The following is a 25,929-nucleotide window of genomic DNA, read 5'->3' on the forward strand; positions in this document are numbered from 1 at the left end:
CTCCCTTTAATCATAGTAGAAGACCTTCTTCGAGATCAGATAGCTGCTGACAGCCAGAATTAAGGCCACTGCGGCGAAATACAGCCAGGCCATCGCAGAGCTTAGACCGAAGTTGAACTGGGTGAAGCCGGTCTCCCGGATCAGATCCGTCATGGCGTTATTCGAGAAGGAATCAATAATCGTATAGATGGAATTCACCAGAATGAGCGGGCTGACCATCGGAAAAGTGATTTTCCAGAAGGCCTCATAGCCGGTTGCCCCTTCCATCTTGGACGCCTCATACAGCTGCGGCGAGATGGTCTGGATGCCGGCCAGGAAAATCAGAATCTGTACGCCGGACTGGCTCACGATACTATAGATGCGGCTCACGGCGCTGGTCAGATAGTTCACGACCCATTCGCTTAAGCCCGCGTCCAACATCAGCCCCTCCAGCTCGAAGGTGCCCAGCCCCTGAATCGCTCCCGCACCGGCATTCTGGTCGTTGACCGCCTGAATCAGGCTGGTGCTCTCCAGGCTTAGAATGACCCCGGAGGCCAGAATGACAGGCAGAAAGAAGATCGAGCGGGCCAGCGATCGGCCGATGAATTTCTGATTCAGCAGCACGGCCAGAAACAGGCTGAAGATCACGATCAGCGGCACATTGATGACCATATTCATAATGGCATCGGCCAGCGAGCGGTTGAATTCGGTATTCACCGTCAGCGCTTCGACATAATTCTGGAAGCCGCTGAAATGAACAATCAGTCCGTCGGAGTTGGCCTGCACTGAGCTTAAGCTGTAGCGCAGCGAAGACAACAACGGAATCAGGAAGAAGAAGATGAACCCCAGCAGCCAGGGCAGCACATAGAAGAAACCCATGATTGCCTTCTGCTCATTGTAGGATCTGCGGTCCAGTCTAAGTATGGATTTCAAGATTGCTCACCACCTGTAATATAGCTTTCGGCCTCAACCGTCCGGCCCTCTGCAAGGACTGCGGTCTTATTGTAGTTGACGATGACAGACATCCCGTTACCGTAAGTGCTTTTATAGACACCGTCTGCCAGCTTCTCATGACCGGTCAGCCGCTGATTCTGAACGTTCTTCATCACTCCGTTCACTTCGGTATACATATCAGCCGCCTGGTTAATCCACTGCTCATAATGGACCGCATACAGGTTATCGAAGTCGGTATCCTTCACCTTGTAATTAGGCGCATGCATCCATTCATAATAGAGGCCGGAGCCATACTCCAGGCTCTTCAGGATATATTGCCTTGGATTCGTGAACGTGGACAGGTTAAAAGGCTTGCCGGTGTAATTCACATATCCCCGCACCACCATCGGATAGAACGGAATCTCCTCATCCTCCAGCTTGAACCGGCTGCTGGACACCGGAGCATCCGTAATGTCAGAGAGATACGGAAGGGCGTAGGCATTCCCGCCGTCCGCGAGAATGCGCATGGACGCTCCGGTGATCTTCTCCAGAGACTGGACCGATATCTGCTCGGACGCTGACCGGTCAATCTCTTGATTTTTACGGAAATCGCTGTTCAATTGATCGGCCATATCCCTCAGGGAGATGCCGCCGGTCTGAAACGGCGCAATCTCCTTCAGCGTGGCATCAACATATCCGCCGATCCTGCTTGGCGAAATAATATAGGCAGGGGTGAAGGAACGGTCCCGCCGGTTCAAGGCCATATTATACGGATAGACGGCGGCCGGAATCTCACTGAGCATCCGGGAAGCCTTCTGGTTAATCCGGAAGCCTGAGGTCTGGTTCGCCCGCAGCAGTGCGACGTCAGGGAAGAGCTGAATGCCTTGCTCCTTGGCGTAGGCAGTCAGCCGCTCCAGCCCTTTGCTGCCTCCGATTGCCTTATCCACAGACAGCTGGTCCGGCACCTTATGATCCAGGCCCCGGTTGAACCAGCCCGCATACTTCAGCTTGATGTTATCAATCCCGCGCTGCTTCATCTGCTCCAGAATCTTTTGCGCTTCCTCGAAGGTGGTCAGCGCCTCCAGCGATTGATAAGGAATACCCAGGACATGCTTGGTCTTCGTGATTCCGCCCACCAGCTCCAGATAGAACGGCGTATTTACCGGGGAGTCTGCGGAAGCCGGCGGCTGTGCCTCAGGCAGTCCGCCATGCTCCGCCAGATAGCTCTGGTAATAACGCGCCATGCCCGGATAGGAAGCTTCCTCTCCGCTCAGGAATGCATAACGGACGACGTAATCTGTCTTAGGCGGCTCCTGCTGGAATTTCGGCAGGGTGCGGTTCTGGTCGCTTGACGTCAGGGTAAGATCCCCCTTGGCAATCAGGGTAAAGCTCGGATACACGTAATTGTATCCATTCAATCTGCCGCTGGTATCCGCATTGATGGTGGCCAGAGAAGCACCTTGTTCAATAATGCCCAGCATGGCGCCTTCCTCCCGGATCAGGCCGAACACCGGCAGCTTGACCTCCTGCTGCTGCGCATAGGCATCCGTGGTCTCCATCGTCCCGTCCACACCATACACGGCCTGCTTATATGCGGGATAACGGATCTTGCCGTTATTGAAATGAATCAGCGCTCCTGAGCCGTCCGGCACCAGGATGGACCCGGCATCCTTGCTCCCTCCGGCACCCAGGAAGCTCAGCAGGGAGATGTCATTCACCGGATAATCCGCAGGATAACGGATATCCGCTACCGGTACCTTGACGACCAGCTGGTCCCCGTCCAGGGCATATTCAATGGCGAGCTGGAAAATACGCGGCGCAGGCTTGGTCTGGCTGAGGTTGTTCTCGGCGATATCCTGCTGCAGATCCTCCTCGGTATATCCAGCCTTCTCGAAGCCCTTCAGCGTCCGCTCCAGCTGAAGCCCCTTCAGCGCTTCATCGTTTCGCGTATAGACTCCGTTCTCCTCATCGAAGGTATAGGCAATTTTCATCGTCCGTTGCCCGGTCTTATCCATCTTGCTCATGATCTTCTCCTCGAACCGCTCCTTGCCCATCTTCATCGGCAGGTCCTCTGCTGTTGCAGCCGTCGTTCCGAACTGGTAGAAGACCTTGACGCCCCCAGGCGTCAGTTCCATCTTCATTTGCTTATGGGCCACGCTGTCCGTATATGAATTGACAGAGCTGACCTGACCCAGGTTGTTATAGAAATCCAGCTTGAGCTGCGCGGACAGCAGGTCTTTATTATCCCCGCTGGCCTTGGCATCCGCTTCACGGTCCAGCGGATTGCTGTACCATACCGTGCCGTCTGACAGATTCTTGACGGCGATCCCTCCGGTAGCTTCGTCCATGAACAGCCGGAGCTGCGCGTTCTCAAGTACGCCTGTCATCCCGCTCACCCCAGAATCGGTGAAGGCAGATTTCAGCGCGCTCCCTTCCGTAAAGGACACTTCAAGATTCGGTTCATGCCCGCTGGCCTGGCTGTCTGAGCTTGACGCCGAACAGCCGGCCAGCACACTCACACTGAAGAGAATCGAGAGCAGCATGATTAACGGCTTCCTCATTCCCGGTCCTCCTCCTATCTCCTTAAGACAATTTCTTGATATATGGTCGAGACGAATGCAATCATCTGCTGAACCAGACTGAAGAACAGCAGGGTCAGGAAAGCCATGAAGGCCATAGCGAGCAGCGTCAGCAGAATCGTCCCGATCGTTTTGGACGGGGAGAACTGATGAACGGTCATAATGCCCACATACATCAGCAGTCCCGACCAGAGAATGGCAAAGTTTTTGAAAAAGTAATAAAAAGAGCTCTCCTGGGCCGAGATGAAATTACTGATCCAGATCCATGGGAAATTAATCAGCACAATCGGAAGCAGTGCGAAGCAGGTGGTAATAAAAATCTCCACGAACTTCCCTTCCCCGTCCATCAGCGTGGTCAGCGACCAGTTGGCCACACACCAGAACAGAACAGGAACCAGCACATAGACCGCTTCCAGCAAGCTGTTCAGATACCGGGGATTATTCAGGTTTACCAGGAACCCGCTGTATTGTTCGCCCAGCACATTCGTCAGAATCAGCATAAACAGAATGCCGAAGGAGAGGATCAGACTGGTTTTTTGACTGCGTTCATATTTGAGGTCCCAGTATCCGTTGAACGGATGAACCATCACATACAGCGGATGTTGCAGCGCTTCTCTGTTCAATGGAGCTCCACCTTCTTTCTGGCCTTCATTTTCCGGAACATTCTCAGGCCCAGCCATAGGGCTACAAGTGCGATCAGACCCGTCATAATGGTGGAAAAATGTCCGCGAAGCACTTCCTTACGGTAGAGCAGGAACGCTTTGGAATAGTTGGTCCGGTCCATGCTGCGCTCGAAATACTCCGCCGACTCCTTGTACTCGCCTTGCCGCAGAAATGCCTTGCCTATGCCCGCATAGGCATACTCCATATTCGCATTCAAGTTAACGACCTTGCTGAACTCCCGGGAAGCCATCTCCTCATCACCGTTATAGTAGCTGCGTACGGCACTGTTCAGCGTTCTTCCATACTCTGTAGTCTGGAATACCGTGATTTCACCCAGCGCCTGATCCAGCACCAGAATATCGTCACCGCTGTGCTCAATGGCAACCGGAGTGTTGAATTCGCCCAGACGGTTACCGATTCCGCCGAAAATGTACAGCAGATAGCCGTCCCCGTTGTACGTGAACACCCGGCCCCGGCTGGCATCCAGCACCGCGTATATTTCACTGTCGCTCACATCAATATCCACGAGCCGCGGGGCACCGCCTGAGCGCGTGGAGTAGAGCAGATCGCCGCTGGGCTTGTAATAGCCCTCTCTCCGCAGAATATCCGCACCCTGCGCGTTCAGCTTCTTGATCGGGTCCCCGTAATCGTCACCGTTGGTAGCGTACAGAAAGCCTTCGTCATTAATGTCCAGATTCGTGAACTCGGTTGGCGTATACATGACCATCTGCTCGCGCTGCGCCTTGGTGGAGATCGATTTCCAGAAATACTCCACCGCATCGATATGCACCCGGTTCGCGCCAATGAATGATTTGAACACACCATCCGCCCCGAATTCCATGAAGCCGTCGAAAACGCCGGCCGACATCACATAGATGCGGTCCGCCTTGTCTACAGCAACACGGACAGGCTGAAATTCAAAGTTCGCCTGCAATAGCTCGGACTTCGGGGCTTCAATGATCCCCACCGCCTTGAAGCTGCTGTCGAGATGGACGATACGCTTATTGCCCGTATCTGCCACATACACTTCCTTCTGCTGCGTCACATAGATGCCCTGCGGATTGTTGAACTTCTCCGCCTTCCCCTTGAACTGGAACGCATCTACCGTCTTGACAGATTTGTAGTCCTGATCCAGTATGACAAACCGGTTATTGCCGCTATCCAGAACATAGATCTGCTTATCTGCTGTAACCTGAATATCCTGCGGATTGTTGAAGGGGCCCGCACCGGAGCTGGCACCCGTGATGAGCGTAGTAGCCTCGTAGGCGGACGGAGCCGCCACCGCATTCCCCCAGTATGAATAATTGTAGGAAGGGGCTGCGCTCTCTGCCAGGGCCAGCTCTCCGCCAAGCCCCAGACTGACCAGGCAGCACAAGGCCAGCAGACCGGTTCTCAGTTTCTTTATCCTTGCGACCATTGTCACCGTTCCTCCTCTCTACTCTTTCATACCGGATGTGGCCATCGTCTGGATGACACTGCTCTGTGAAATAATGAACAACAGAATCGGCACAGTCATCAGCAGCAGCGCGACTGCCGCTCCGACCCCGGCACGTGCAATCCCGCCCTGGATCACCTGGCTGAGCGCATAGTGAAGCGTCTTCAGGTTCTCACTGTAGATGAAGCTGCCTCCATCTGTGCCCCACAGCGCCGGAAATTGCAGAATCATCAGCGTCAGCCAGGCCGGCTTCACATTCGGCATTACGATTTGCCAGAACACGCGGTACTCGTTCGCACCGTCGATTTTGGCCGCCTCAATCAGCGCATCCGGGATCTGCTCCATGAACTGCTTCATCAGGAACAAGCCTAGTGAAAAGGCCAGTGACGGCACGATAATCGCCGCTTGGGTGTTGATCCACCCCAGCTGCGACATGACCAGATAGTTCGGTATTGCCGTAACATGCGGCGAGAACATCAGGGACAGCACTACAATTTTGAACAGAATGCTTGAACCCGGAAATTTGAACTTGGCCAGCGGATACGCTGCTGCCGACGCCAGCAGGATATGCCCTGCGGTTCCTACCAGGGTGATCAGCAGCGTATTCGCAATATATCTGGTGAACGGCACCCAGGAATTGCCCATGATCACCATCAGATCGGTGAAGTTCTCCAGCGTAGGGTTCCGCACCAGAAATCTCGGCGGGAAGATGAACAGCTCATCCAGCGGCTTGAAGGCATTGTTCACCGTGTAGATCAGCGGAAGAACCATGAATGCGCCGAAGCCAAGCAGCAGGCCGAAGAGCATAAAACTGACAGCAAAGGAACGGTTCAGTCTTTTTTGAGGGCGAAGAGCCCCTATCACTCTTGAATACAGGGTCATTCACCCACCTTTCGGAGCAGCTTCTGGGTCATCATGTTGGTTCCGAGCATGATCGCGAAGAGAATGGTAGCAATCGCAGAGGCGTAGCCCATCTCAAAGCGCAGTGTCCCGTAATCCATCAAGTGCGTTACCACCGTATGTCCCGCATAGTTGACGCTCGGGAAGCCCGCAAGCGCAATAGAGACCTCGGCCACCGCGAAGGAAGCGGTAATCTGCATGACTGCGCCGAACATCAGCTGCGGGCGCATGGACGGCAGGGTAATGAACCACAGCTCCTGCCAGCGGTTCCTGATCCCGTCCATCGCCCCCGCCTCGAACAGCGTCTGGTCCACGGTCTGAAGTCCGGCGATGAACGCCAGGAAGCTTGTGCCGAGACTCAGCCAGAGCTGCACAATAATGATAATGGGAAGAATGTACTTCTCATTCTGCAGCCATATAATCGGCTCCAGCAGCACCCCGATCTTCATCAGGAAGCCGTTGAGGTAACCATAGCTGTCCCCCGAGAAGACAATCAGCCAGATGAAGAACACATTGCCCGAAATCGAAGGCGCATAGAAGACCAGCGTCATCAGTGACCGGACAAAGGGCGACAGCTCATTAATCAGCCAGGCGAACAGGAAGCATGCAATATAGCTTAACGGGCCTGTGATGACAGCGAACAGAAAGGTGTTCTTCAGCGCGATCATGAACACATCATCGCCCAGGAGCAGCCTGGAATAGTTCTCCCAGCCGATGAATCTCGGCGTCTCCAGCATATTGAAATAGAAGAAGCTCAGCCCGAAGGAGACGACCACCGGGATTACCGTGAACAGGAAGAAGATGATCATATAGGGACTCATCATGAAATAATAATGCTTGCTCTTCTTGATATCTCTCCATAATTGCGCCAGGCGGGACTCCTTGACCGGACCGCCAGCCAGCCCTGGCAAGGCTGGTTCAGTGGTATTGTGTATTTGTACCATCAGCTTGCAGCCTCCAACCTAATACGGAAGTTTGAATTCCTTCCGTTTGATCTGAATTTCATCGTTAATGTAGATCAGATAATCCGACAGGGCTTCACGCGGATTCACATTCCCGTTGACCACCTTGCGGAACGCATTGTCCAGATGCCGGCCTGTGAAGTACCCGCCGGGAACCTGAGGGTTACCCTTCACCCATTGCCACTGGCTCTCCAGTTCCTTGTAATCCTTCACCGGCCACGGCAGCTCCTCCAGCGCTTCAATGTTCGCGGTCGGATAACGTGCCGCCGCTCCCATCAGTCCTTCCATTTCCCGGCCGTACTGGACCTGGGTGTCCTTGTCTGTCCACCACTTCATGAATTCCCAGGACGACTCCTTGTCCTTGGCATTCTCCAGCAGCATGACGCCGGTTGTATGGCTGGCCACGCTATGGTCCACCGTGCCGTCCGCCTGCTTCGTTCCCGGCACCACCGTGAATTCCCACAAATTGCGGATTTCCGGCGCCATTACCGTCAGGCTGTTATAGATCGTATAATCGGCAATCCCGATCGGGATCTCGCCTGTACGGAAACGGTTCGGAAAGTCCACCTTCACCGGGAACTTGTAATTGGTATAGAACTGGGTCCACTTGTTAAATTCACTCATGGAGGTCTCCGAGTTCAGCGCGCTTCGCTTCTGGTCGTCCGTGTAGAGCTGCCCGCCGTTCTGGTAGAGCAGCATGGTGAAGGCCGCATTGGGCACCAGCGTCGCGTTGTTCAGTGTATCCTCCAGGGGAAGATAGAACTCCAGATTATGTCTCTGCAGCACAGAGACGACATTGTAGACTTCCTCCCACGTAGTAGGGGGCTCCAGGCCAAGCTCCTGCAGAATATCCTTCCGGTAAAAGAGCATCGGGAAGATCTGCTGCTCAGGCAGCCCGTAGACGCTTCCATTGTACTTATAAGGCGTAAGGGCGCTGTCGCGGAAGCGGTCAGCCACTTCTTTGAAATCGGCGAACTGGGACAGATCGGCCGATGCTTTGCGCATCGCATAGTTCACTGGAAGATCCTCGCCGATCTGCATGGCTACGTCCGGCCCTTCGCCCGCCAGGGTTGCCGGCAGCAGAATGTTCGGAGGCACCAGCCGCAGTGCCACGGAGATGCCCGAATCCGGCGTGAAGGTATCGTCAATCATGCTCTTCATCACTTGAGCCTGATCCCGGCCGGTCGAAATCCAGACCGTAATCGCCTTCTGGTTCTTCGTCACGTTACCGATACTGTCATAGTCTTCGGTATACGAGGCGCCATACGCTCTCAGCTCATGCTTCAGCTTCTGGAAGAAGGTCGCCTGCGCAGACGGAAGCGGCTTATCCGGCGCCGAGACCACCAGTGAATCCAGTGTCAGCGGCTGTTCCCGCACGCTAAGAATCCAGGTCCCCAGTCCGCCGACATTCGTCTTAAAGGAGACCAGCCGTTTGGCTACCGTGTCCGGATGCTTAGCCATATCCTCCAGCTGGGTGACCATCGAGTACAGCACGGATACCTTGTCGCTGCGTTCCCCGGTGGCCTGCTCCAGATATTCGCCGACACCGCGGATAATCTCCGCCTGCTCCCGAAATACCTTGGTCATCTCCGGTATCCGCTTCTCCAGCTGATAGTCGCGGAACTTATCCGGGTTGTTGGAGGTAATTGCCAGAATATTGCGGTACATTTCATTCAAGGTCAGGACACTGGACTGGACGGTACGGACCAACGGCGCGATATCGCCCAGGGTCACGGTCAGTCTCAGCTTGTGCGTCCCTTGTGTAAGATGGAACAGATAAGGCTCTTCCCCGCCGAGTACATTCATCTGCCAGCCGGGAGAGTAATTGAAGCGGATCTGCTTCATCTCGGTGAACGGATATTCACCATCAATAGTCAGGCTGCGGTTGGCATAGACGCCCCGGAGTTGATTCTGCTTCTCCTTGAGCGCTATCCGGTACAGACCTTCTTCAGGGACATCAATCTCCCATTCGATCCATTGCCCCGGAAGCTTCCAGTTCACCCCGCCGATGGTGTTAATCCTTAAATTTGAGACGGCATAAGGAACCACTGCCGGGCTGGAGCGGTCGGATAACGGGTATAAGGTAGGCGAGGATTTGGCGGATGCCGCTTCGGCCTGGACCTCGATATAAGGCTCTTGTACCGGCTGAAGGCCCTTAGTCTCATACTCCTGCTTAGCCTCTGCATAGGAGCGCACTGTCCGGTCCTGGAACAGCTCAATATAATCAATGGCCATCGGCTCACGGAGTGCGGTCAGCGACAGGGTCTGGTTCCCCTGCTCCAGATAGAAGGCATACGGCTCCTCATAGAAGCCTTCACTGTCCGCAATGACCGTGGACTGCCACACCGGCTGCTCCACCTGTCTGGGGCGCAGATCGTTGCCTCGGTCATCCTGCTTAATGACCTCCTCACGGTTCCCCCAGACCCGGTCGAAGAGCAAGGTATCCGCTCCCTTGAACGGCACCTCCCGGTTGATGGATAAGGAACGTTCAATGGACGAGCTTTTGCCTTCCACCGGATAATAATGAACCCGGATGTTGTACAGCCCGGATTCCGGAACCGGCACCTCCCAGGAGATGGTTCCCGATTCCTGGGTAATGACTGCTGCTCCGTCAAGCCCCTCGAATTGCTGCTTCACCTCAAAGACATCTCCGCTGCCGGGGGAATAGCTCTCCCCTTCGATGCGGATCTCCCGGTCAGGGCGCGGGGCATCCCCGTGTTGCTTCAGATAGGCTTCATAGCTGCCTTCTTCAGCATCCTGCGCGGCTGCCGTGAACTTGCCTACTGCGGGAGAGTCGGAATGCACAGACTGCCCCGGGGAATTAAATATCCAGATCGTCCCGGCCAGCAGGACAACAACCAATATAATCGCTATGTTCCTGATTCGAATATTCAACGTACTCCTCCCCTTAAGCAATGGATCATATAAAATGCCGCAAGAATGGGAACAACAGTCCGCGGGGGACTGTTGTTCCATGCGGATATCCGTTTATTTTTTGTAGACCGCGTCTACAGATGCCTGAACCTTCGCCTTGTACTTCTGAATGACAGTCGAAGCTGAAGTTCCCTTCTTTAGCTCATCCACCATCTCGTAGTACGGCATAGTCGAGAAGGTGTTATGGTTCGTTAACAGCATGCCGCCTTCGACCAGCTTGGCGTTGTTGATATCGTCCTCGTTGTCATACGTGCTCTCCAGGGAAGCCTGCTTCGGATAATCATAGATCGACTCGATATCGTTGATCTTCTCCCAGATATAGAGCAGCTGGTCCGGATTCTCGGCTTTCTTCGGGATGGTCAGGAACTGGACATTGGATTCCACACTGTGGTATTCGGTAGCATTAGGCCCTTTTGGAAAAGGAACAAAGCCGATATCATAATCCTTCATATCCGTCTTGAAGCCGTTCGCCTCATAATCTGCTCCTGCATACATCAGCGTGTTCCCCTGGCGGAAGAACTGCGCCGGTTCCTGCCAGTCCCCGCCTTCAGTCGGCCGGGCTACCTTCTCGGCACCCAGCTTGGCGATGAACTTGAATACCTCCAGCAGCTTGGGATCATCGAGATTCTGCTTGTCATCAATGGTCAGATCGGTCTCGTTAGAGGCCATCGCCATTTCCAGGAACCCGCCTGAGGCCAAGCCCCATACATCAAGTTTCCCGTTGTTATCTGTATCCTTGTTCGCTTCTTTGGCGACTTGGGTGAAGGTCTCCCAGTTCCAGTTATCCTCGTTCACATATTCCTGGAGCGGCTTCATGCCCAGCTTCTTCATCAAAGTGCGGTTATAGAATATCCCGCTGATCAGGTTACCCGCATTCTCAGAGAAGCCATAGCCCCGGCCCTCATATTGCGAGAATTCCGTAGTCATCCGCTGATTGAAAGCATTCTCGTTCTTGGTGTATTCGTCAACCGGCCAGAACATATCCTGCTTCGTCAGCACCGGAATCATATAGCCCTTGCCCATTCTGACAATATCGCCAAGCGGTTCACCGGCAACCAGTGAAGCCACTACCTTCTTCTGGTATTCACCGAAGTCCAGCGCTACATATTCAACCTTGAAATTATGCTTGGCCATCAATTCCTTCAGATTCTTCGAGCGCTGGATATTGTCCGGGTTATCCTCGGGAATCTTCATATCCCACCAGGAGACAATCTTGATCGTTCTGCCGCCCATATCGAAATCCTTGTCCGGTGTAGCATTGCTAGGCTGCGCAGTCGCTGTAGCTTCCGCAGTGGCCTCAGCGGCCGGAGCCTCCGTAGCCGCCGCCGGCTGGGCTGATGCTCCCCCTCCGGCGTTCCCGCCGTTCCCCGCTCCGCCGCATGCCGTCGTGGCTGCTAATAACAACGTACTAATGAATACTGACATTACTTTTTTTGCCCGCATGATCTGTCCCCCCAAATATGAATGACTTACCTCGAAAGTTTAGCGCTTACATTTTCAGGCAGCAACCCGTCTAACTTCAGGCGTTCACCTGTCAAATTATAGGTCGGGTCCGCAAGTCCTTATCCACCGGGCTACCGGATTTCGATCAGGTAAACAAATGGAGCCTGGTGCAAGAATTGCACATTGTAGCGCCTGGCTCTGTTGCACATAATGAATGAAGGAAGCTTAACTTCTCTCTGAAAGCGGGGTCATCATGTTGTACAGAATCTTATGTGTAGAGCGAAACCGTCTGGTGCGGGAGATCGCTTCTTATATGGCAGGGAGCAAACTTAAGAATTTTATCATTCATGCGCATGCTGATTATTCATCCGATATTCTGCGGCTGATCCGCAGCGAGGGGATATCACTGGTTCTTCTGAACATCAGGGACGCCCATGCGCCAGGCATGAGAGTCTGTGAGCAGATTAGACAGGGAAGCTCCGTTCCGATTATCCTGCTCGGAGGCAGCGGGGATTTCGGGCTGGCGCGGCAAGCTTTACTTTATAATGTAAGCGATTACTTGACGGACCCGGTGGACCCGGCTGAGCTGGGCGGAAGTCTGGAAGCGGTTAGACGGATACTGGCTCCAGCCGGCAGACCGGCTGCTGCGGAGCAGGATTATGCGGAGTTCACCCTTCAAAAAGAGCTGCCCTCCCCGTCTCCAATTGTCAGTACGATCAAGCAATACGTGGATGAGCAGCTCCATCGTAATATTACGCTCAAGCAGATTTCCGACTCCTTGAACTTCAATTGCGCCTATCTCGGACAGAAGTTCAAGCAGCAGGAGAATATGTCCTTCAACGAATACCTCCTGCGCCAGCGGATGGAGAAGGCCAAGCTGCTGCTGGAAACGACCGACATGAAGATCTATGAGATTGCAGACGCTGTGGGGTATTCGGAAATCGACTGGTTCTATAAGAAATTCAGAGAATACACGGGAACCAGTGCCAATGAATACCGCAAGCAATGCTTCATCACTGCCTGAGGCGGAGGGCTTGGAGGGAGCGGCCTGTACGAAATATGGAGCAAGGCTCTGAATATGTACAGCCGCTGCCTGCCAGACCCTAGAAGCGCTGCTACCTATCCATTTGATGAAAACAAGTGCACTTATGCCCCTCATTCGGCTCTTCTGCCAACGTTTGACGAATTCAGGTGCATTAATGCCCCTCATTCAGCTCATCTGCCCGCATTTGACGAAATCAGGTGCACTTATGCCCCTCAGTCGGCTCATCCGCCCACTAACCTCCCGTGTTCCTTTCTTCCCACTCCTATAAACTCCGGTTTCATTCGTGTTTCCTGCTTCTCTTTCTTGCCTCTCCCATGCAAATGCCCTTTTCGTCCGCGTCTCCTTCACCTTACAATAGATCAATAATTGGTGAGGATCGGTCATTGTAGGAAGATAGACGATAACTTATTATAGTTTCATACATGAAAGCGTTATCAAAAACCGGAGTTGCTTACTGAAGAAGGGGGATGACAGACAGACAAATGCCCGGGATTGCTTGACCCGGCTTAGCTTCAGGAAGCAATCATACAAAGAGAATATGATGAGGAGTGAAACAATGCGCAGCCAGAGCATGAGAAGCAATTCGTTCCGGAAATTCCTTTACATCTCTCCCTTTATGCTTTTACTCGCTGTCTTTGCCTACTATCCGCTCTATGGATGGGTATATGCATTTTTTGACTACACCCCGCCTATCCCGTTGTCCGCCTCCGAGTTCGTCGGTTTCAAATGGTTCCATTCCCTGGTTGAGAATCAGGTCAAGATCGACCAGTTAATGCAGGTCATCTGGAATACCTTCGGCATCAGCGGACTGGGCATCCTTTTCTCCTGGCTCCCGATGATCTTCGCTATCTTCCTGACCGAAATCAAGGCGGTACGTTTCCGCAAATTCATCCAGACGGTCACCACGCTGCCGAACTTCATCAGTTGGGTGCTTGTGTACTCCCTCGCCTTCTCCATGTTTTCCAGCGAAGGGATGGTCAACGGCTTCCTGCATATGACCGGGCTGACCGATTCTCCAACCATGTTCCTGCAGAGCTCCGAGCATGTCTGGTGGACGATGTGGGCTTGGGCTACCTGGAAGACACTGGGCTGGTCCGCCATTCTGTACATCGCAGCCATCATGGGCATCGACGAATCGCTGTATGAAGCGGCTTATGTAGACGGGGCTACCCGGATGCAGGTGATCCGCCATGTCGTATTGCCAAGCATGATGCCAACCTACTTCGTCCTGCTGATGCTCCAGATTGCCAGCTTCCTGAACAACGGATTGGAGCAGTATTTCGTATTCCAGAATGCGTTTAACAAGGACACTATTCAGGTTCTTGATCTATATGTGTATAACCTCGCCATGGGCGGCGGCAGCTATTCCGTCTCTGTTGCGATCAGTATGCTGAAGAGTGTGATCAGCGTGGTGCTTCTCTTTTCGGTGAACGGGCTGTCCAAAATGCTGAGAGGAGAGGGCATTGTATGAGTGACAACCAGACCAGTCTTACGCCAAACACCCGTGAGATCGACATCACCAAAAAAACGGTCAAAATGCAGGTCAGCGCTACCGATAAAATCATCTCTACTATTATCTATATCCTCTTCTCCCTGTTCGCCTTCATCTGTGTCTATCCGTTCTACTCGATCATTATCAATACGATCAGCGCGAATGATCTCAGTGCGAAGGGCGAAATCATTTTCTGGCCTAAGGGGATTCATTTCCAGAATTATATCGATGTGTTCAAAATCCCGGGTCTGGGCAATGCGTTCATGATCTCCCTCGGCAGAACCGTAATCGGTACGCTCCTGACCGTCGGCGCCTCGGCCTTCCTTGGATTCATGTTCGCGCAGGAGGACATGTGGGGCAAAAAGTTCTGGTACCGCTTCACCATTATCACGATGTTCTTCAACGCCGGAATCATTCCTTGGTATCTGACCATGAGATCGCTGCATCTGACGGACAACTTCCTGGCTTATATTCTTCCGTCCGTTGTTGCTCCTTTCTTCATTATCCTGGTCAAAACCTTCGTCGAGGCAACACCGAAGGAGCTGCAGCAGGCGGCCAGCATTGACGGCGCAGGAATCTTTACGATTTTCTATAAAGTCATTCTGCCAATCAGCAAGCCGATCCTTGCAACCGTTGCCATTTTCTCGGCGGTCAACCAGTGGAACTCCTTTCAGGATACGCTTTTGCTGGTAACGGATAGTAAGCTCTACAGCTTACAGTTCATACTGTATAACTACATCAACCAGGCGAGTTCCTTGTCGACCATGGTCAATCTGCAGAATGCCGGCTCAACGGCCATGGCTACTCTGGCGACCAAGCAGACCTCTACCTCCATCCGCATGACCGTAACCATTATCGTAGTCGCACCTATTCTGCTGGTATATCCGATCTTCCAGAGATTTTTTGTAAAAGGAATTATAATTGGTGCGGTCAAAGGCTAATCCGCCAGCGCCATTTATGATACATTAAACATTCGGGGGGCTACACATGAAAGCACACATTAAGCTGGGCAGAAAGTCCGCGCTGTTACTAGGGACGACCATCCTGCTGGTAACAACGGCGCTAAGTGGTTGCAGCGGTAATTCCAACAATGGAGGAGCTGCTGCGGGGACGGCCGAACCCGGAACACCTACTGAGTCATCCGATCCGGGCACAAGCAAAGGCATCGATCACAGCAAACCTCTAACCATTACGGTATTCGACAACGCAGCTAACTATCAAGGGGAGCAGACGGGATGGTACGGCAAGCTGCTTAAGGACAAATTCAATATCACGCTGAACATTCTGGCCCCGCAGGTAGCGGGCGACCAGCTGTACAAGACCCGCTCGGCATCCGGTGACCTCGGCGACCTCCTGATTATTGAGAACAGCCAGCTCGAGGAACTGATTCCGGCAGGCATGATTATGGATCTAACCGACATGATTAAGAACACGGAGCATCTGTCCCAATATGTAGACAATCACTTTAAGCCGTTCAATGTGGCCTTCGAGAAGCAGAATCCGGACGGTAAAATCTATGCTCTCCCGGCCTTCACCGCCGATACTTCACCAACGACCTTTTCGGAAGAGCTGCCATACTCCAGCCCGATTATGCCTTGGGATTATTACAAGGGAATCGGCGCGCCAAAGCTGAATAATCTGAACGACCTGATGACAGCCCTGAAGGACATGCAGGCTAAATATCCGAAGACTCCGGATGGCAAGCCGATTGTTCCAATTACCCTGTGGAAGGACTGGGACGGCGGAAGCATGGAGAATGTCCGGTGGCTGAGCAACTGGTATGGCTATGAGCAGCCGAACGGCACGACAACGATTCAATTGAATGCCAAGGGCGACATCGTGCCGATCGTAGACGACAACAGCATGTACAAGAAGATTCTGCAGTTCTATTATGACGCTAACAAAATGGGTCTCGTCGACCCGGATTCCCCTTCCCAGGACTGGAACAAGGTATCTGAGAAGCTGACCAACAAGCAGGTGCTGCTCCTGTGGTACTCCTGGCAGAGAGGCTTCTACAACACGATTGAACGCGGCAACCAGGGTGACGGCAACGTAGCCGTTCCGATCGGCGATACCCACCTGATCCAGAACAGTGATGCTTACTTCGGGAACGGCAGAGTGTTTGCCATCGGCTCCAAAGCGAAAGAACCGGAAAGAATCATGGAACTGATGGACTGGATGTCCTCTCCGGAAGGCCTGCGTTACTATACCAACGGCTTCGAAGGCTTCAACTATGAAAAAACACCGGACGGCAAATTCAAGCTGACCGAAGTTGGTCAGACTGCATTCCAGGAAAATACTCCTGTGCCTGCTGAATACGGCGGCGGCGGTTACCAGGATGGCCAGAGCAAGGTCAACTCGATGATTATGAGTGATTTCGTGACCGACCCGGAAACCAAAGAATTCTATAACAGCACCTACTGGGCATCCACCATTGAAGCCAACAAGACTGCGTTGACTACAGATTGGCAGAAGACCTATGATGCTACTACTCCGACCGAGTACTATACGAAGAACAACATGATCGACATCGTGCCGAACATCAATACCAGTCTTGGCTCCGATTCCTCTGACGTCAAGAACAAACGCAGCCAGATCTCGGATTATGTCAAGAACACCTCCTGGAAAATGATCTTCGCCAAGGACCAGGCCGAATTCGACCAGCTCTGGACCAAGCTGAAGAGCGATGTCGAAGGACTCGGCTGGAACGATGTCTTCGCAGTAGACAAGGAAAGAGCAGACAAAATCGTTAAAATGCGCGCCGATGCGATTGCTAATAAGTAAGCAAATGAGCGTTATTGCGTAAGCTGTAAAAGTAAAAGAAAAGGCAGCCCCGAAGCCATGGAGATGGCTTGGGGCTGTCTTTTTTGTTACCGGTAACTGTTCTTCCTGCTCCCTTAAAAAACAAGCTGAGCGAACTGGTACAAGCCGTTCTTCCAGACCGGCCAGTCATGGTCGCCCTGCTCTTCCACCCAGATATGCGGCACGTTATGTTCTGTGAAATAAGCATGGGTGCGGTCGCTGACGTACTTGAGATTGTCCCGGTCTCCGCAGGATAACCAGAGCAGGTTAAGCGCGTCCGCTACCTTCTGCGGATCAGGCACCAGCAGCTCTGGCTCCTTCGTGTTAGGTGCCGCAGAGAAGGCTCCTACCCAGGCGAAACGGTCCAGGTTGTTCAGACCCATATTGAGTGATTGCCCTCCGCCCATGGATAATCCGGCCAGCGCACGATGCTCCCGGTCCGTCATAACGGAATAATTCGCTTCAATATAAGGGATCAGATCGTTCAGCAGATCAGACTCAAAGGTTGCAAAGGCTTCCAACTTGTCAGGCGCGAAGATGTCGCCCTCCGCCCGGTCATTCAGCATCGCCCGCCCGTTCGGCAGAACTACAATCATTGGCTTCAGCAATTGATCAGCATACAGGTTGTCCAGAATAACCTGGGGTGTGCCGTGAGTGTACCATTCGTCCTCATCTCCACCGATACCGTGCAGCAGATACAGCACACTATATTTCTCTGCGCTGGAGTAGCCAGGCGGTGTGTATACTCTAGCCTTCCGGGTGTTGCCAACTGTTGCAGAGGGATATTCGATCATCGTGATCTTACCACGCTCGATCCCTGCTCTCTCCTGATCATATCCCGCTGCTTGTGTTGAATACTTCTGATGGTTCATGTCCAATGCTGCTCATTCCTCTCTTAGATTATATGTATATCCCCACACTTTGTTTATTCAATAAACTAAGTGCGAAATCCTGCTGAGGAACCTGTTGCAGAAAAATATATATGAAGGATAGACGTCTTCTACGTTGGACAGACCCGCTTGTATTTAATCTTCGTATACATACGAATGCATCGGAGTAATCTCCACCGGCTGCAGGGATTGATATAGAGCATTAGCCTCAGCAGAGAACCCTGTAATATATGCCGTTGTCACACCTTGCTCCTTCAGCCGCAAGAAGCAGGCTGTAACAACCGCCTTGCCGAAGCCGCGTTGCCGGTAATCCGGGTGGGTCCCAATCGTCTCTATAACCGCGATCCCGTTATCCTGATCCACGAACCCGAAACAGAAGGCAATATGCCGGCCCTTATCATCAACCACAGAGAAATCAAGCTCCGCAAGATAGGACGGCAGAGTTTTTCTCCAATACTCTACCTTGACTGGGCCGGAATCAGACGGAGAGAAGATCTGTTCAATCAACTCGCCCTTCGATTCCTCGTCTGCCCCTTCAGCCATGCACCGGATGTAGAAGCCTTCTTCCAGGTTAAAAGTGTACTCAGTATTCGCAAGATCGTATCTTCGGGTATTCCCGATATGGGAATCTTGCACAAAACCTTGATCCAATAATGCCTGAACCTCCTGACCATAGGGATAGCAATCCGTGTTAAGCTTCTTTTTCCCCTTGCCCCATACATTCCGGGTCCATGCGACCATCTCGTCCGCCAGATACGGGTAATCCGGATGAACGATTAAGCTGAAGAAACCGCCTCCGGATTCGGAAATGAAAAGTCCTGTTATCTCACCGGCTTCATTCTTCCATAGGTGTGCATTATGCTCCATGAAATTAGGGTCTGCACTTTTGGGCGCTTCGTACCGGTTCCAGAACTCGAATCTGACAAATTCCCAGGTTTGAAGCTGCCCTGTCAAGGTTACCATTTTTTTTAAAAAGGTACGGACATTGTTGAAATTTTCCACGTTGCCAATATACTTTTCATTCATTCCTTCTTCTCCATTCAACACTCATAATTTTACTACTCTTCTATTATATGTGATAGCTTTTCCTTTTTATAGGTATAGATTTGTTATAATAATTTGTTCTCTTGCACTCTGCATAGGACACAGTAGGGTAAGACGAGGTATTACTCCCTCCTCCCTCGGACTCCGGGTAGAAGGGCAACCCAACTGGTGACCCGAACCCCCACCGAACCCGGCGTGCGGATTTCCCGCACCGGGCTCTTCAGAACTGGTTTTACAGCATCGCGTATGTCTTCAACCGTTGATACGGGATGAAGATTTTCGGTCGCATCAGTGGAAACAATGAGCGTAATCGCTGGTATTCCTCCCAGGTAACAGGCTTCGGTATCCAGACTCTTCTTACCGCTGGCGGATGGTAGCCTTTCCGGTGTATGGATGTGAGCATTTCTCCTGCCCACACCTCGAAGCTTTTCACGCCTCGTCTCGGGTCACCCCATCTACGCCGGGGGCTGTTCGTTTGGGAATATGCTGCAAACATTCTTCTAGTCGTTCTTTAGAGATATGGTGAGTAAGCGAAGTAAACTGGAGCTTCGAATCTTCTCGTGCTTTTGCTGCTATTCTTTCCAATTCTGTTGTCATGGCTAGGTTTCTCCTCCCGTTGTATGGAGCCCATGTTGCCTTAGAAAGATTCCATACTTAACTTGGAGGAATCATCATGAAACCGCAAAAGAGAAGCTTACCTAAAAATCGAATTGTTCCCGAACGAAAAATATATTTTCGCCCAGAAGTCACTCATTGTCCGGATTGTGGAACCAAAGCTTTTAACCAAGAACGTTGTCGATGGGCCAAGCGGCTAGACGAAACCACGAAACGTAGACGCTTCCGCAGAGACCCCGTTGCCTACCTAAAACAGATTGAAAACAAACTTTGTTAGTGAATTAGTCAACCGTAGAAAAAAAACTCCCGGGTGGGGGAGGGTCTCCCCAGTTCACTGCACTATCTTTCAATCCATGCCGTTCCCTATACACCGGAGGATTCTTCACTGCTGTTCCAAGTTCTGTGCAGTTTCCTTGGCCTTCGTCCATTATGGCGGGACTCGGCTCCCTCTGTTCCCCTTCGCAGGGCCTTTTTGACGACGCGGCAGGATTCACTTGATGTTACTTTCACCAACTAGATAATGCGTGCCTCTGGGCACGCCCATTAAAAAAGGGCCTGTCAAATGACAGGCCCGATACTTTCCGTAAGCTTCATATCCATGATCAAGTCTGGGAGGAACACCTTCTCCAATTCTCTTATATCCTCAGTCAGCTGAATAATCGAAGCCAGCAGTTCCGGCTTGCAGTTAACGCAATATTTAAGAAAATTGTTCTTCAATATCAATGCCTGTCCTTCCAGAAAAACGGCTTGCTCTACCAGGTGCGGCTTTCGGATAATCTCCCTGTCAAACATATACTCAGTACGGAGCTTCATGCAATGCTTGTGCTCCCACAGAATATGAACATGCCTTACATCGGCAGCAGCCTCCCCTTCAGAAAGATTGTTGAAATACTTCAGGAGAACATCATAAATCTCCATACCATATGCACGTTCCCATGGACTTTCCACCATGCTGAAGCGCTCAGAGGTATTGCGGGAATACAAATAATCCTCGAGAGATTCACAGACCAGTTTTTGATTGAAATCATATTTCCCGTCCTCTTTATATTGATAAAGAACGATCTGATTACATTCGTTACCCATCTGATCAAGATAACGGAATGAAGCTTCGAACGCTTGAAATGTTATCTGTGATGAAACATACATGCCCTTGCCGTTAAAACCAAGGATATGGAAGGAGCTGGTAGACGAATCGTATCCATATACCAGTGAATCATGCGAAAAATGCTCTTTGCCGTAAGTAAATCTCTCTGGAACAAAGTATTCATCTAAATTCAGATAGACATAATACTCCTTGTCTAGGGCCGCCTTAACAAAATCGACAACGGGCTTGTCAGTCAAGGCATATACTTCCCTGGACAAACGGTATGTAGTCAGCCAGGGAACAATGGCATAGTCATACATATAGAAGCAGAAAGGCACAGGAGCATTCATATCTCTATTAAAGGCTAACTGTATATAGTTGCTGTAAAACCATGGATAGCTCGACTCATAATTCAGGATAATTGCCAAGGGATACGAGTAGAAGTGATAGCCGAAAACTGGCGGCTTTTGGACTGGTAAAACTTTGGTCACTATTGATCACCTCTTTAGGTTGAGTGGTTCGCCGTTAGAATCAGTTTCAGCCACACTGCCGTCCTTCATTCTCTCATCAATATAGGCTATAAGAGAGTCGGTCAACTGGGCGAAATGCGCCGAAGGTAACGCTGCCGAGATCCGAAACCAGAAGGGGTGTTCAAGATCGGACACGATGTTATTGTTAAAACAAGATTCCGGCATTAAAATAATCCTGGTCTTGTGCAAAAGGTCGTGGCAGATGTCCAGTTGATCCTTCGCGGCCCACCCGCGGATTCTTACGCAAAAGTTAAAACCGCCTCCCAGCTCCGTCCGGCTCTCCAGCCTGACTCCCATTGCTTCCGAGAAATACATAGAATTGAGCTGAACCTGATCATGGTTCTCCCTGATTTCTTGAGCAAACCGCATAACATCCTGCATAACGTCCCTGTTTTTCAGAATAGGTTTTAGGTGGCGGATATACATCTCTCTTCCTCCGCAGTACAGCAGCTGTTCTCTGAATTTCCTTAGAATTTGCTGTATTTCGTTTTCGCATCCGGTTTTTTTCCAGTGCAGAAAAAGCACACGGTACACCATATCTATAATGAACGGCGTGACATAGAAGGTTGGTGGGGAAAATAAAAACAGCTCATTCCAGTAGGACACACATTCCCTGAATTCCTCATTGCAAAGAATATATCCTATCCGTGCTCCCGGGATACTTCTTGTTTTGGACAAGCTATTGATCACATAAGTGTGTTCGCTATAGTTGGTGCGTTCGATGACTCTATTAATATTAATGAACTCAAATTGATCTGCTAACTCATTCAATTGGCACTTGTCAATCAGCATTGTGATCCCTTTACGCTGTAACAGCCCGATGATCTCCTCCAGTTCCGTTTCACTGTAAATCTCACCGGAAGGATTGAACGGGAGTGTCAGTATCAGCAGCTCTGGATTGTATGTATCCAGTGCTGCTTCGATTTCTGCGAGAACAGGCGCAATGCGGCCCGCCTCTTGAGACATGATGGTTACAGCCTGAAGCTGCTGGCGCTCACAGCATTCATAAAACAAATAATAACTTAAACCCAGCAGCATCACGGTAGACCCGGGATGTTGACAGGAGTAATACTCCATAAATAAAGCGATAGCCTGAGTAGCCCCGACGGTTATACATACATGTTGCGGAAACTCAGGCTGCCGCTCTACATCTCCTGAAGTCAAGTAACGCTCGTAGAATAAAATCGCTTCCCGGATATCCGCATTGCCTTCGATTTCTGAATATTTCTTGACAAAGTCACCTGACAGGGAATCTTTAAGCAAATATTCCCGGTAAAGCTCCGGTGGAGGAAATTGATTGATCCCCGCAGAGAGATTCATCTGCAAGGAATTCGCTGACAATAAGCCGCCAATGGACTGGTTGACATTGGCTTTTCTATCTCTTTTCCTTCTTACCTGATCCAATATATTATTCAATGGTCCTCCCCCTGCCGCCAAATCGCATTTCCCATAACCCCCATATTAGTTCCCAACAATGACCACCTCCCTGTTAATACTATAGGGATGGGTGTCTACCTTTCCCATGGTGAGCTTATAAACTTTGTCAGCTGCATCATAATAATGATCGTCATGAGTAATAGCGATAACACATTTATTCCTGGCCCGTAACTCAGGAAGCAACGTCCGGTAAAAGTATTGTTTGAATTCAGGGTCCTGGTCAGCAGCCCATTCATCGAACAAAAAGATATCTTTGTCTTCAAGATAGCTGATCATTAGTGCCACACGCTTCTTCTGACCCGTTGATAAATTGAGATGGTCGAATTTCCCTTGGTCCACCCGGATTTTCTCGGAAAGTCTTAACTGCTGCAGATATTTCTGAATATCTTCTTCGCAATGGTCGTAATTAATGCCGTACATTGTCCTGAACAGATGAAAATCACTAAAAACAGTTGAATAAAGCTCCTTTAACTCCGAAGGGGATACCTTTCTTCCATTCAAAGTGATGTTCCCTCCAAGTGGCTCATATAAGCCTGTAAGCAGCTTAGCCAATGTCGTCTTCCCGCTGCCGTTCCCGCCAGTGATAAACGTGATCTCCCCCGAACGGAACGATAAAGACAGCGGCCCCACGCGGAAGACACGCATTCCGTTGTTCCCCTCATAGGCGTAGGTCACTTCCTCCAGGCTGATTTCAAACTCCCCATGCGAATTATGCCCGGCATGAGGCGGTTCTTCGTCTACGGGTATCGCAGCAGTTTCTCCTGACGGTATCTCTTCAATTAAAGACTGAATCCGTCTCCAGCTCACCCGAATACGGAACAGCTCTGGTATATTATCCAGCACGGAATGGAGTGGATTGGTCATGTACAAAAAGACAAAGATATAAGCGCGCAGCTCTCCGACCTCAACATTGTTGAAGATAACCGGAAATACAAATGCCACAGTACCGATGACGAAAGTGAATAGCAGCTCTCCGACTACAAAGGCGTTTGTAAACTTGATGGATGCCAGAATGCTTTTGGACCGGTATTCATCGCAACATTCATCCATATCCCGCTGAAAATCTGCTCTCCGCTGCTTCTTCATGCTAAGTTCCTTAAAGCCCAGAATTAAATGATCGATCATCGAGAAGAACGTATTCTGAATATCACGCGTCCGCTCCCAGATCCTGTTTGCCGATTTGCCTACGGCCACATATAGTCCTGCTGCCAGCACAATAATGGCTATGGAAACCAGCAATCCATAAAAGTTGATGGTTCCGAGGTAAACAAGGCAGCATAAAAGCGTCGCTGTTCCTGTAAACGCGCTGATGATGACTCCGGGAAGCCGGCCGATCGTTTCCGAGTCATTATTTAGCCCGACATGAATATTCCCTTCCTCCATCTGTTCAAATTTGGCGTAAGGCGCATTCAGCACCTTCTGAATCAACTCAGTCCGCTTGGCATAGACTAAACCGCCGGTCAGCTTAACCATCTCCGTCTGAATCAGCTTTTGCCCAAGCACATAAAGCGCAAGGCCGAGCAGGAAATAGACAATTAGACCGCTGAACAAGGCGTCCTTACGGTCAAGTGCCGCATTGATGGTGAAGATGACAAAAGCATTACCAAAGCCGCTTACGAAACTGAGTACAATGAGCGGAAACATCAGTTTGTCATTCTCTCTAGGAAACCAGCGGATTAGCTGAAAATATAGCAGAAAGAGTGCCAATGCTCCAAACAGCGTAACCATGGCTGGTACAAGACTATACGGCGCCCAAACATGTACAAAGCTCCATGGCACACGATCAAAGAGTACGTCGGGCAGCAGATAAAGACAATAGCCAAGCCCACCCAAAAAAACAAGTGTGACCCCTAGCCGTGCCAAGTTGCCATTGCTCCAGTCGGCAGCCTTTCTCTTATGTTGTATACACTCGTACACGAACATAATCAGATACCCCAGGGACAGCACAGACAGAATTCCTGAAAGGACAATTAGTGCCGAGGAAATCCGGTCCAGCGACAGCATCATGTCTCCGGAAGAGCCCTTCAGATTCTTGTCTTCCAGTATCGACATGATGTCATTAACTATAGCCCCGGTATAATCCGAATTACTGTTGGCTAGAACCGCCAAGCCCAGATGTTCTCCGGGCTTGATTACAATATTGGAAGAGAAATTGGGATTGGAACCGGCATGAGACAGTTGACCGCTGCCTTTCTGAAAGACCTGCCATCCGGCAGCATATGAGGAACCGTCTCCGCCGGGGGCAACGGTGCGATCTGCTTCATGCGACTTTTCTATGAGCTTCCGGTACGGTGATTCCAGCTTGACAGCTCCGCTTTGAATTTTCAGCCAATTTGCCATATCCTCAGCGTTCATCACGATATACCCGGCCGGTGCATTGCCTTGATATGCCGGAGCATCATAAGTACGCTGTGACAGGAAAGAGAGCTTATGCCCCTCCGACATCGTAGGCAGAGCGTAGGCCTCATCCCGGGAACTATAGGTAGACTTCAGACCCAAAGGAAATAAAATCCGGGCTGTTATAAAGTCTTCATATGATTGTCCGCTGACTTGTTCAATGACATACCCCAGTACATCATAGTTCACCGTGGCATACTGGAAGCGCTCTCCAGGTTTGTAATCCAGCTCTCCACCCGACAACCGGCGTACGGTTCGTTCAAGCGCATCCGGGCCTGAATAGGCCTCGATATCGCCAATGGTACGGTACGGAATTCCTGATGTCTGGTGAAGAAGCTGAGCAATGGTTATTTGGACCGGCAGTTTCTTATAGTTCATGTGGAACCAAGGGATATACTTGTCCACCGGATCAGTCAGGCTCAGCAGGCCCTCCTCTTCCAGATAAAGAACACCTAAACCTGTAAAGGCCTTACTGGTAGAACCAAGCTCAAACAAGGTTTGACTGGTGACCGGCAAGCCCGTCTCTTTGCTGGCAACACCAAAGCTTTTTTGATAAACGGTACGATCTCCTTCCACCAGGACGACAGATAGACCGGGAATTTTCCCCGCCTTCATCTGCTTCACAATCCGCTGTTCAATGGCCTGCATCTTCTCCCCGCTTATCCTGTCCGGTGCTTCCTCCGCACTTGAATATCCCGGATAACCAAACATCAGCGGGATCAGCAGCAGCAGTAAGATCCTGTAAACAAATTTCAAGTCTGTCAG

18 protein-coding genes are annotated in these 25,929 nt (G+C 51.1%); 4 read left to right on the forward strand and 14 right to left on the reverse strand.

Annotated elements, in window-relative coordinates; all coding sequences use genetic code 11:
• Nucleotides 1-6 precede the first annotated feature (6 nt).
• The 8 genes from NST04_RS24545 to NST04_RS24580 all read right to left on the reverse strand — a co-directional run bounded on the left by NST04_RS24545 (nt 7) and on the right by NST04_RS24580 (nt 11,828).
• Nucleotides 7-912, reverse strand: a complete 906-nt coding sequence (locus tag NST04_RS24545; protein WP_341020733.1) for a carbohydrate ABC transporter permease — start codon at nt 910-912, stop codon at nt 7-9.
• Nucleotides 909-3,473 carry a DUF5696 domain-containing protein gene (locus tag NST04_RS24550; RefSeq protein ID WP_341186560.1) on the reverse strand — a complete coding sequence of 855 codons (2,565 nt, stop codon included), beginning with the start codon at nt 3,471-3,473 and terminating at the stop codon, nt 909-911. The genes NST04_RS24545 and NST04_RS24550 overlap by 4 nt, the downstream gene beginning before the upstream one ends.
• 14 nt (nt 3,474-3,487) lie before the next feature.
• The gene (locus tag NST04_RS24555) at nt 3,488-4,114 is read right to left on the reverse strand and encodes a YIP1 family protein (protein WP_341186561.1); all 627 of its coding nucleotides are present in this window, start codon (nt 4,112-4,114) and stop codon (nt 3,488-3,490) included.
• Nucleotides 4,111-5,571, reverse strand: a complete 1,461-nt coding sequence (locus tag NST04_RS24560) for a hypothetical protein (protein WP_341186562.1) — start codon at nt 5,569-5,571, stop codon at nt 4,111-4,113. The genes NST04_RS24555 and NST04_RS24560 overlap by 4 nt, the downstream gene beginning before the upstream one ends.
• Before the next feature lie 18 nt (nt 5,572-5,589).
• A complete protein-coding gene (locus NST04_RS24565; protein WP_036724919.1) occupies nt 5,590-6,471 on the reverse strand; it encodes a carbohydrate ABC transporter permease in 882 nt (293 codons plus the stop codon).
• Nucleotides 6,468-7,433, reverse strand: coding sequence for a carbohydrate ABC transporter permease (locus NST04_RS24570; RefSeq protein ID WP_051477978.1), 966 nt, complete (start codon nt 7,431-7,433; stop codon nt 6,468-6,470). Before NST04_RS24570 ends, NST04_RS24565 begins: the two co-directional genes overlap by 4 nt.
• Nucleotides 7,434-7,451: 18 nt before the next feature.
• Nucleotides 7,452-10,346 (reverse strand): extracellular solute-binding protein, encoded by a 2,895-nt coding sequence (locus tag NST04_RS24575; protein WP_341186563.1) that lies wholly within the window; start codon nt 10,344-10,346, stop codon nt 7,452-7,454.
• A gap of 93 nt (nt 10,347-10,439) precedes the next feature.
• Nucleotides 10,440-11,828 (reverse strand): ABC transporter substrate-binding protein, encoded by a 1,389-nt coding sequence (locus NST04_RS24580; protein WP_341186564.1) that lies wholly within the window; start codon nt 11,826-11,828, stop codon nt 10,440-10,442.
• 253 nt (nt 11,829-12,081) lie between these two features.
• On the opposite strand from NST04_RS24580, the gene NST04_RS24585 reads away from it, so the two are divergent.
• The 4 genes from NST04_RS24585 (at nt 12,082) to NST04_RS24600 (ending at nt 17,149) form a co-directional block, all read left to right on the forward strand.
• Entirely contained in the window at nt 12,082-12,852 is a 771-nt protein-coding gene (locus NST04_RS24585) for a helix-turn-helix transcriptional regulator (protein WP_341186565.1), read from the forward strand.
• 592 nt (nt 12,853-13,444) lie between these two features.
• Nucleotides 13,445-14,344: an ABC transporter permease subunit gene (locus tag NST04_RS24590; protein ID WP_341186566.1), complete on the forward strand. Its 900-nt coding sequence runs from the start codon at nt 13,445-13,447 to the stop codon at nt 14,342-14,344.
• Nucleotides 14,341-15,306: a carbohydrate ABC transporter permease gene (locus NST04_RS24595; protein WP_081751123.1), complete on the forward strand. Its 966-nt coding sequence runs from the start codon at nt 14,341-14,343 to the stop codon at nt 15,304-15,306. Before NST04_RS24590 ends, NST04_RS24595 begins: the two co-directional genes overlap by 4 nt.
• Before the next feature lie 46 nt (nt 15,307-15,352).
• On the forward strand, nt 15,353-17,149 hold the full coding sequence (locus tag NST04_RS24600) for a hypothetical protein (RefSeq protein WP_341186567.1): 1,797 nt from the start codon (nt 15,353-15,355) through the stop codon (nt 17,147-17,149).
• A 113-nt stretch (nt 17,150-17,262) separates the two neighbouring features.
• On the opposite strand, the gene NST04_RS24605 is transcribed toward NST04_RS24600, so the two are convergent.
• From NST04_RS24605 to NST04_RS24630, 6 genes are all read right to left on the reverse strand, one after another.
• Nucleotides 17,263-18,039, reverse strand: coding sequence for an alpha/beta hydrolase (locus NST04_RS24605; protein ID WP_341186568.1), 777 nt, complete (start codon nt 18,037-18,039; stop codon nt 17,263-17,265).
• 153 nt (nt 18,040-18,192) lie between these two features.
• Nucleotides 18,193-19,083, reverse strand: a complete 891-nt coding sequence (locus tag NST04_RS24610; protein ID WP_341186569.1) for a GNAT family N-acetyltransferase — start codon at nt 19,081-19,083, stop codon at nt 18,193-18,195.
• Nucleotides 19,084-19,530: 447 nt separating this feature from the next.
• A complete protein-coding gene (locus tag NST04_RS24615; RefSeq protein ID WP_341186570.1) occupies nt 19,531-19,698 on the reverse strand; it encodes a hypothetical protein in 168 nt (55 codons plus the stop codon).
• 576 nt (nt 19,699-20,274) lie between these two features.
• Nucleotides 20,275-21,291, reverse strand: coding sequence for a hypothetical protein (locus NST04_RS24620; RefSeq protein ID WP_341186571.1), 1,017 nt, complete (start codon nt 21,289-21,291; stop codon nt 20,275-20,277).
• A 6-nt stretch (nt 21,292-21,297) separates the two neighbouring features.
• Nucleotides 21,298-22,746: a pyridoxal phosphate-dependent aminotransferase gene (locus tag NST04_RS24625; RefSeq protein WP_341186572.1), complete on the reverse strand. Its 1,449-nt coding sequence runs from the start codon at nt 22,744-22,746 to the stop codon at nt 21,298-21,300.
• A 45-nt stretch (nt 22,747-22,791) separates the two neighbouring features.
• Nucleotides 22,792-25,920, reverse strand: coding sequence for a cyclic peptide export ABC transporter (locus NST04_RS24630; RefSeq protein ID WP_341186573.1), 3,129 nt, complete (start codon nt 25,918-25,920; stop codon nt 22,792-22,794).
• Nucleotides 25,921-25,929 lie beyond the last annotated feature (9 nt).

It is taken from the genome of Paenibacillus sp. FSL H7-0756 (genome assembly GCF_038006765.1).
In the GTDB taxonomy this organism is placed as follows: domain Bacteria; phylum Bacillota; class Bacilli; order Paenibacillales; family Paenibacillaceae; genus Paenibacillus_AQ.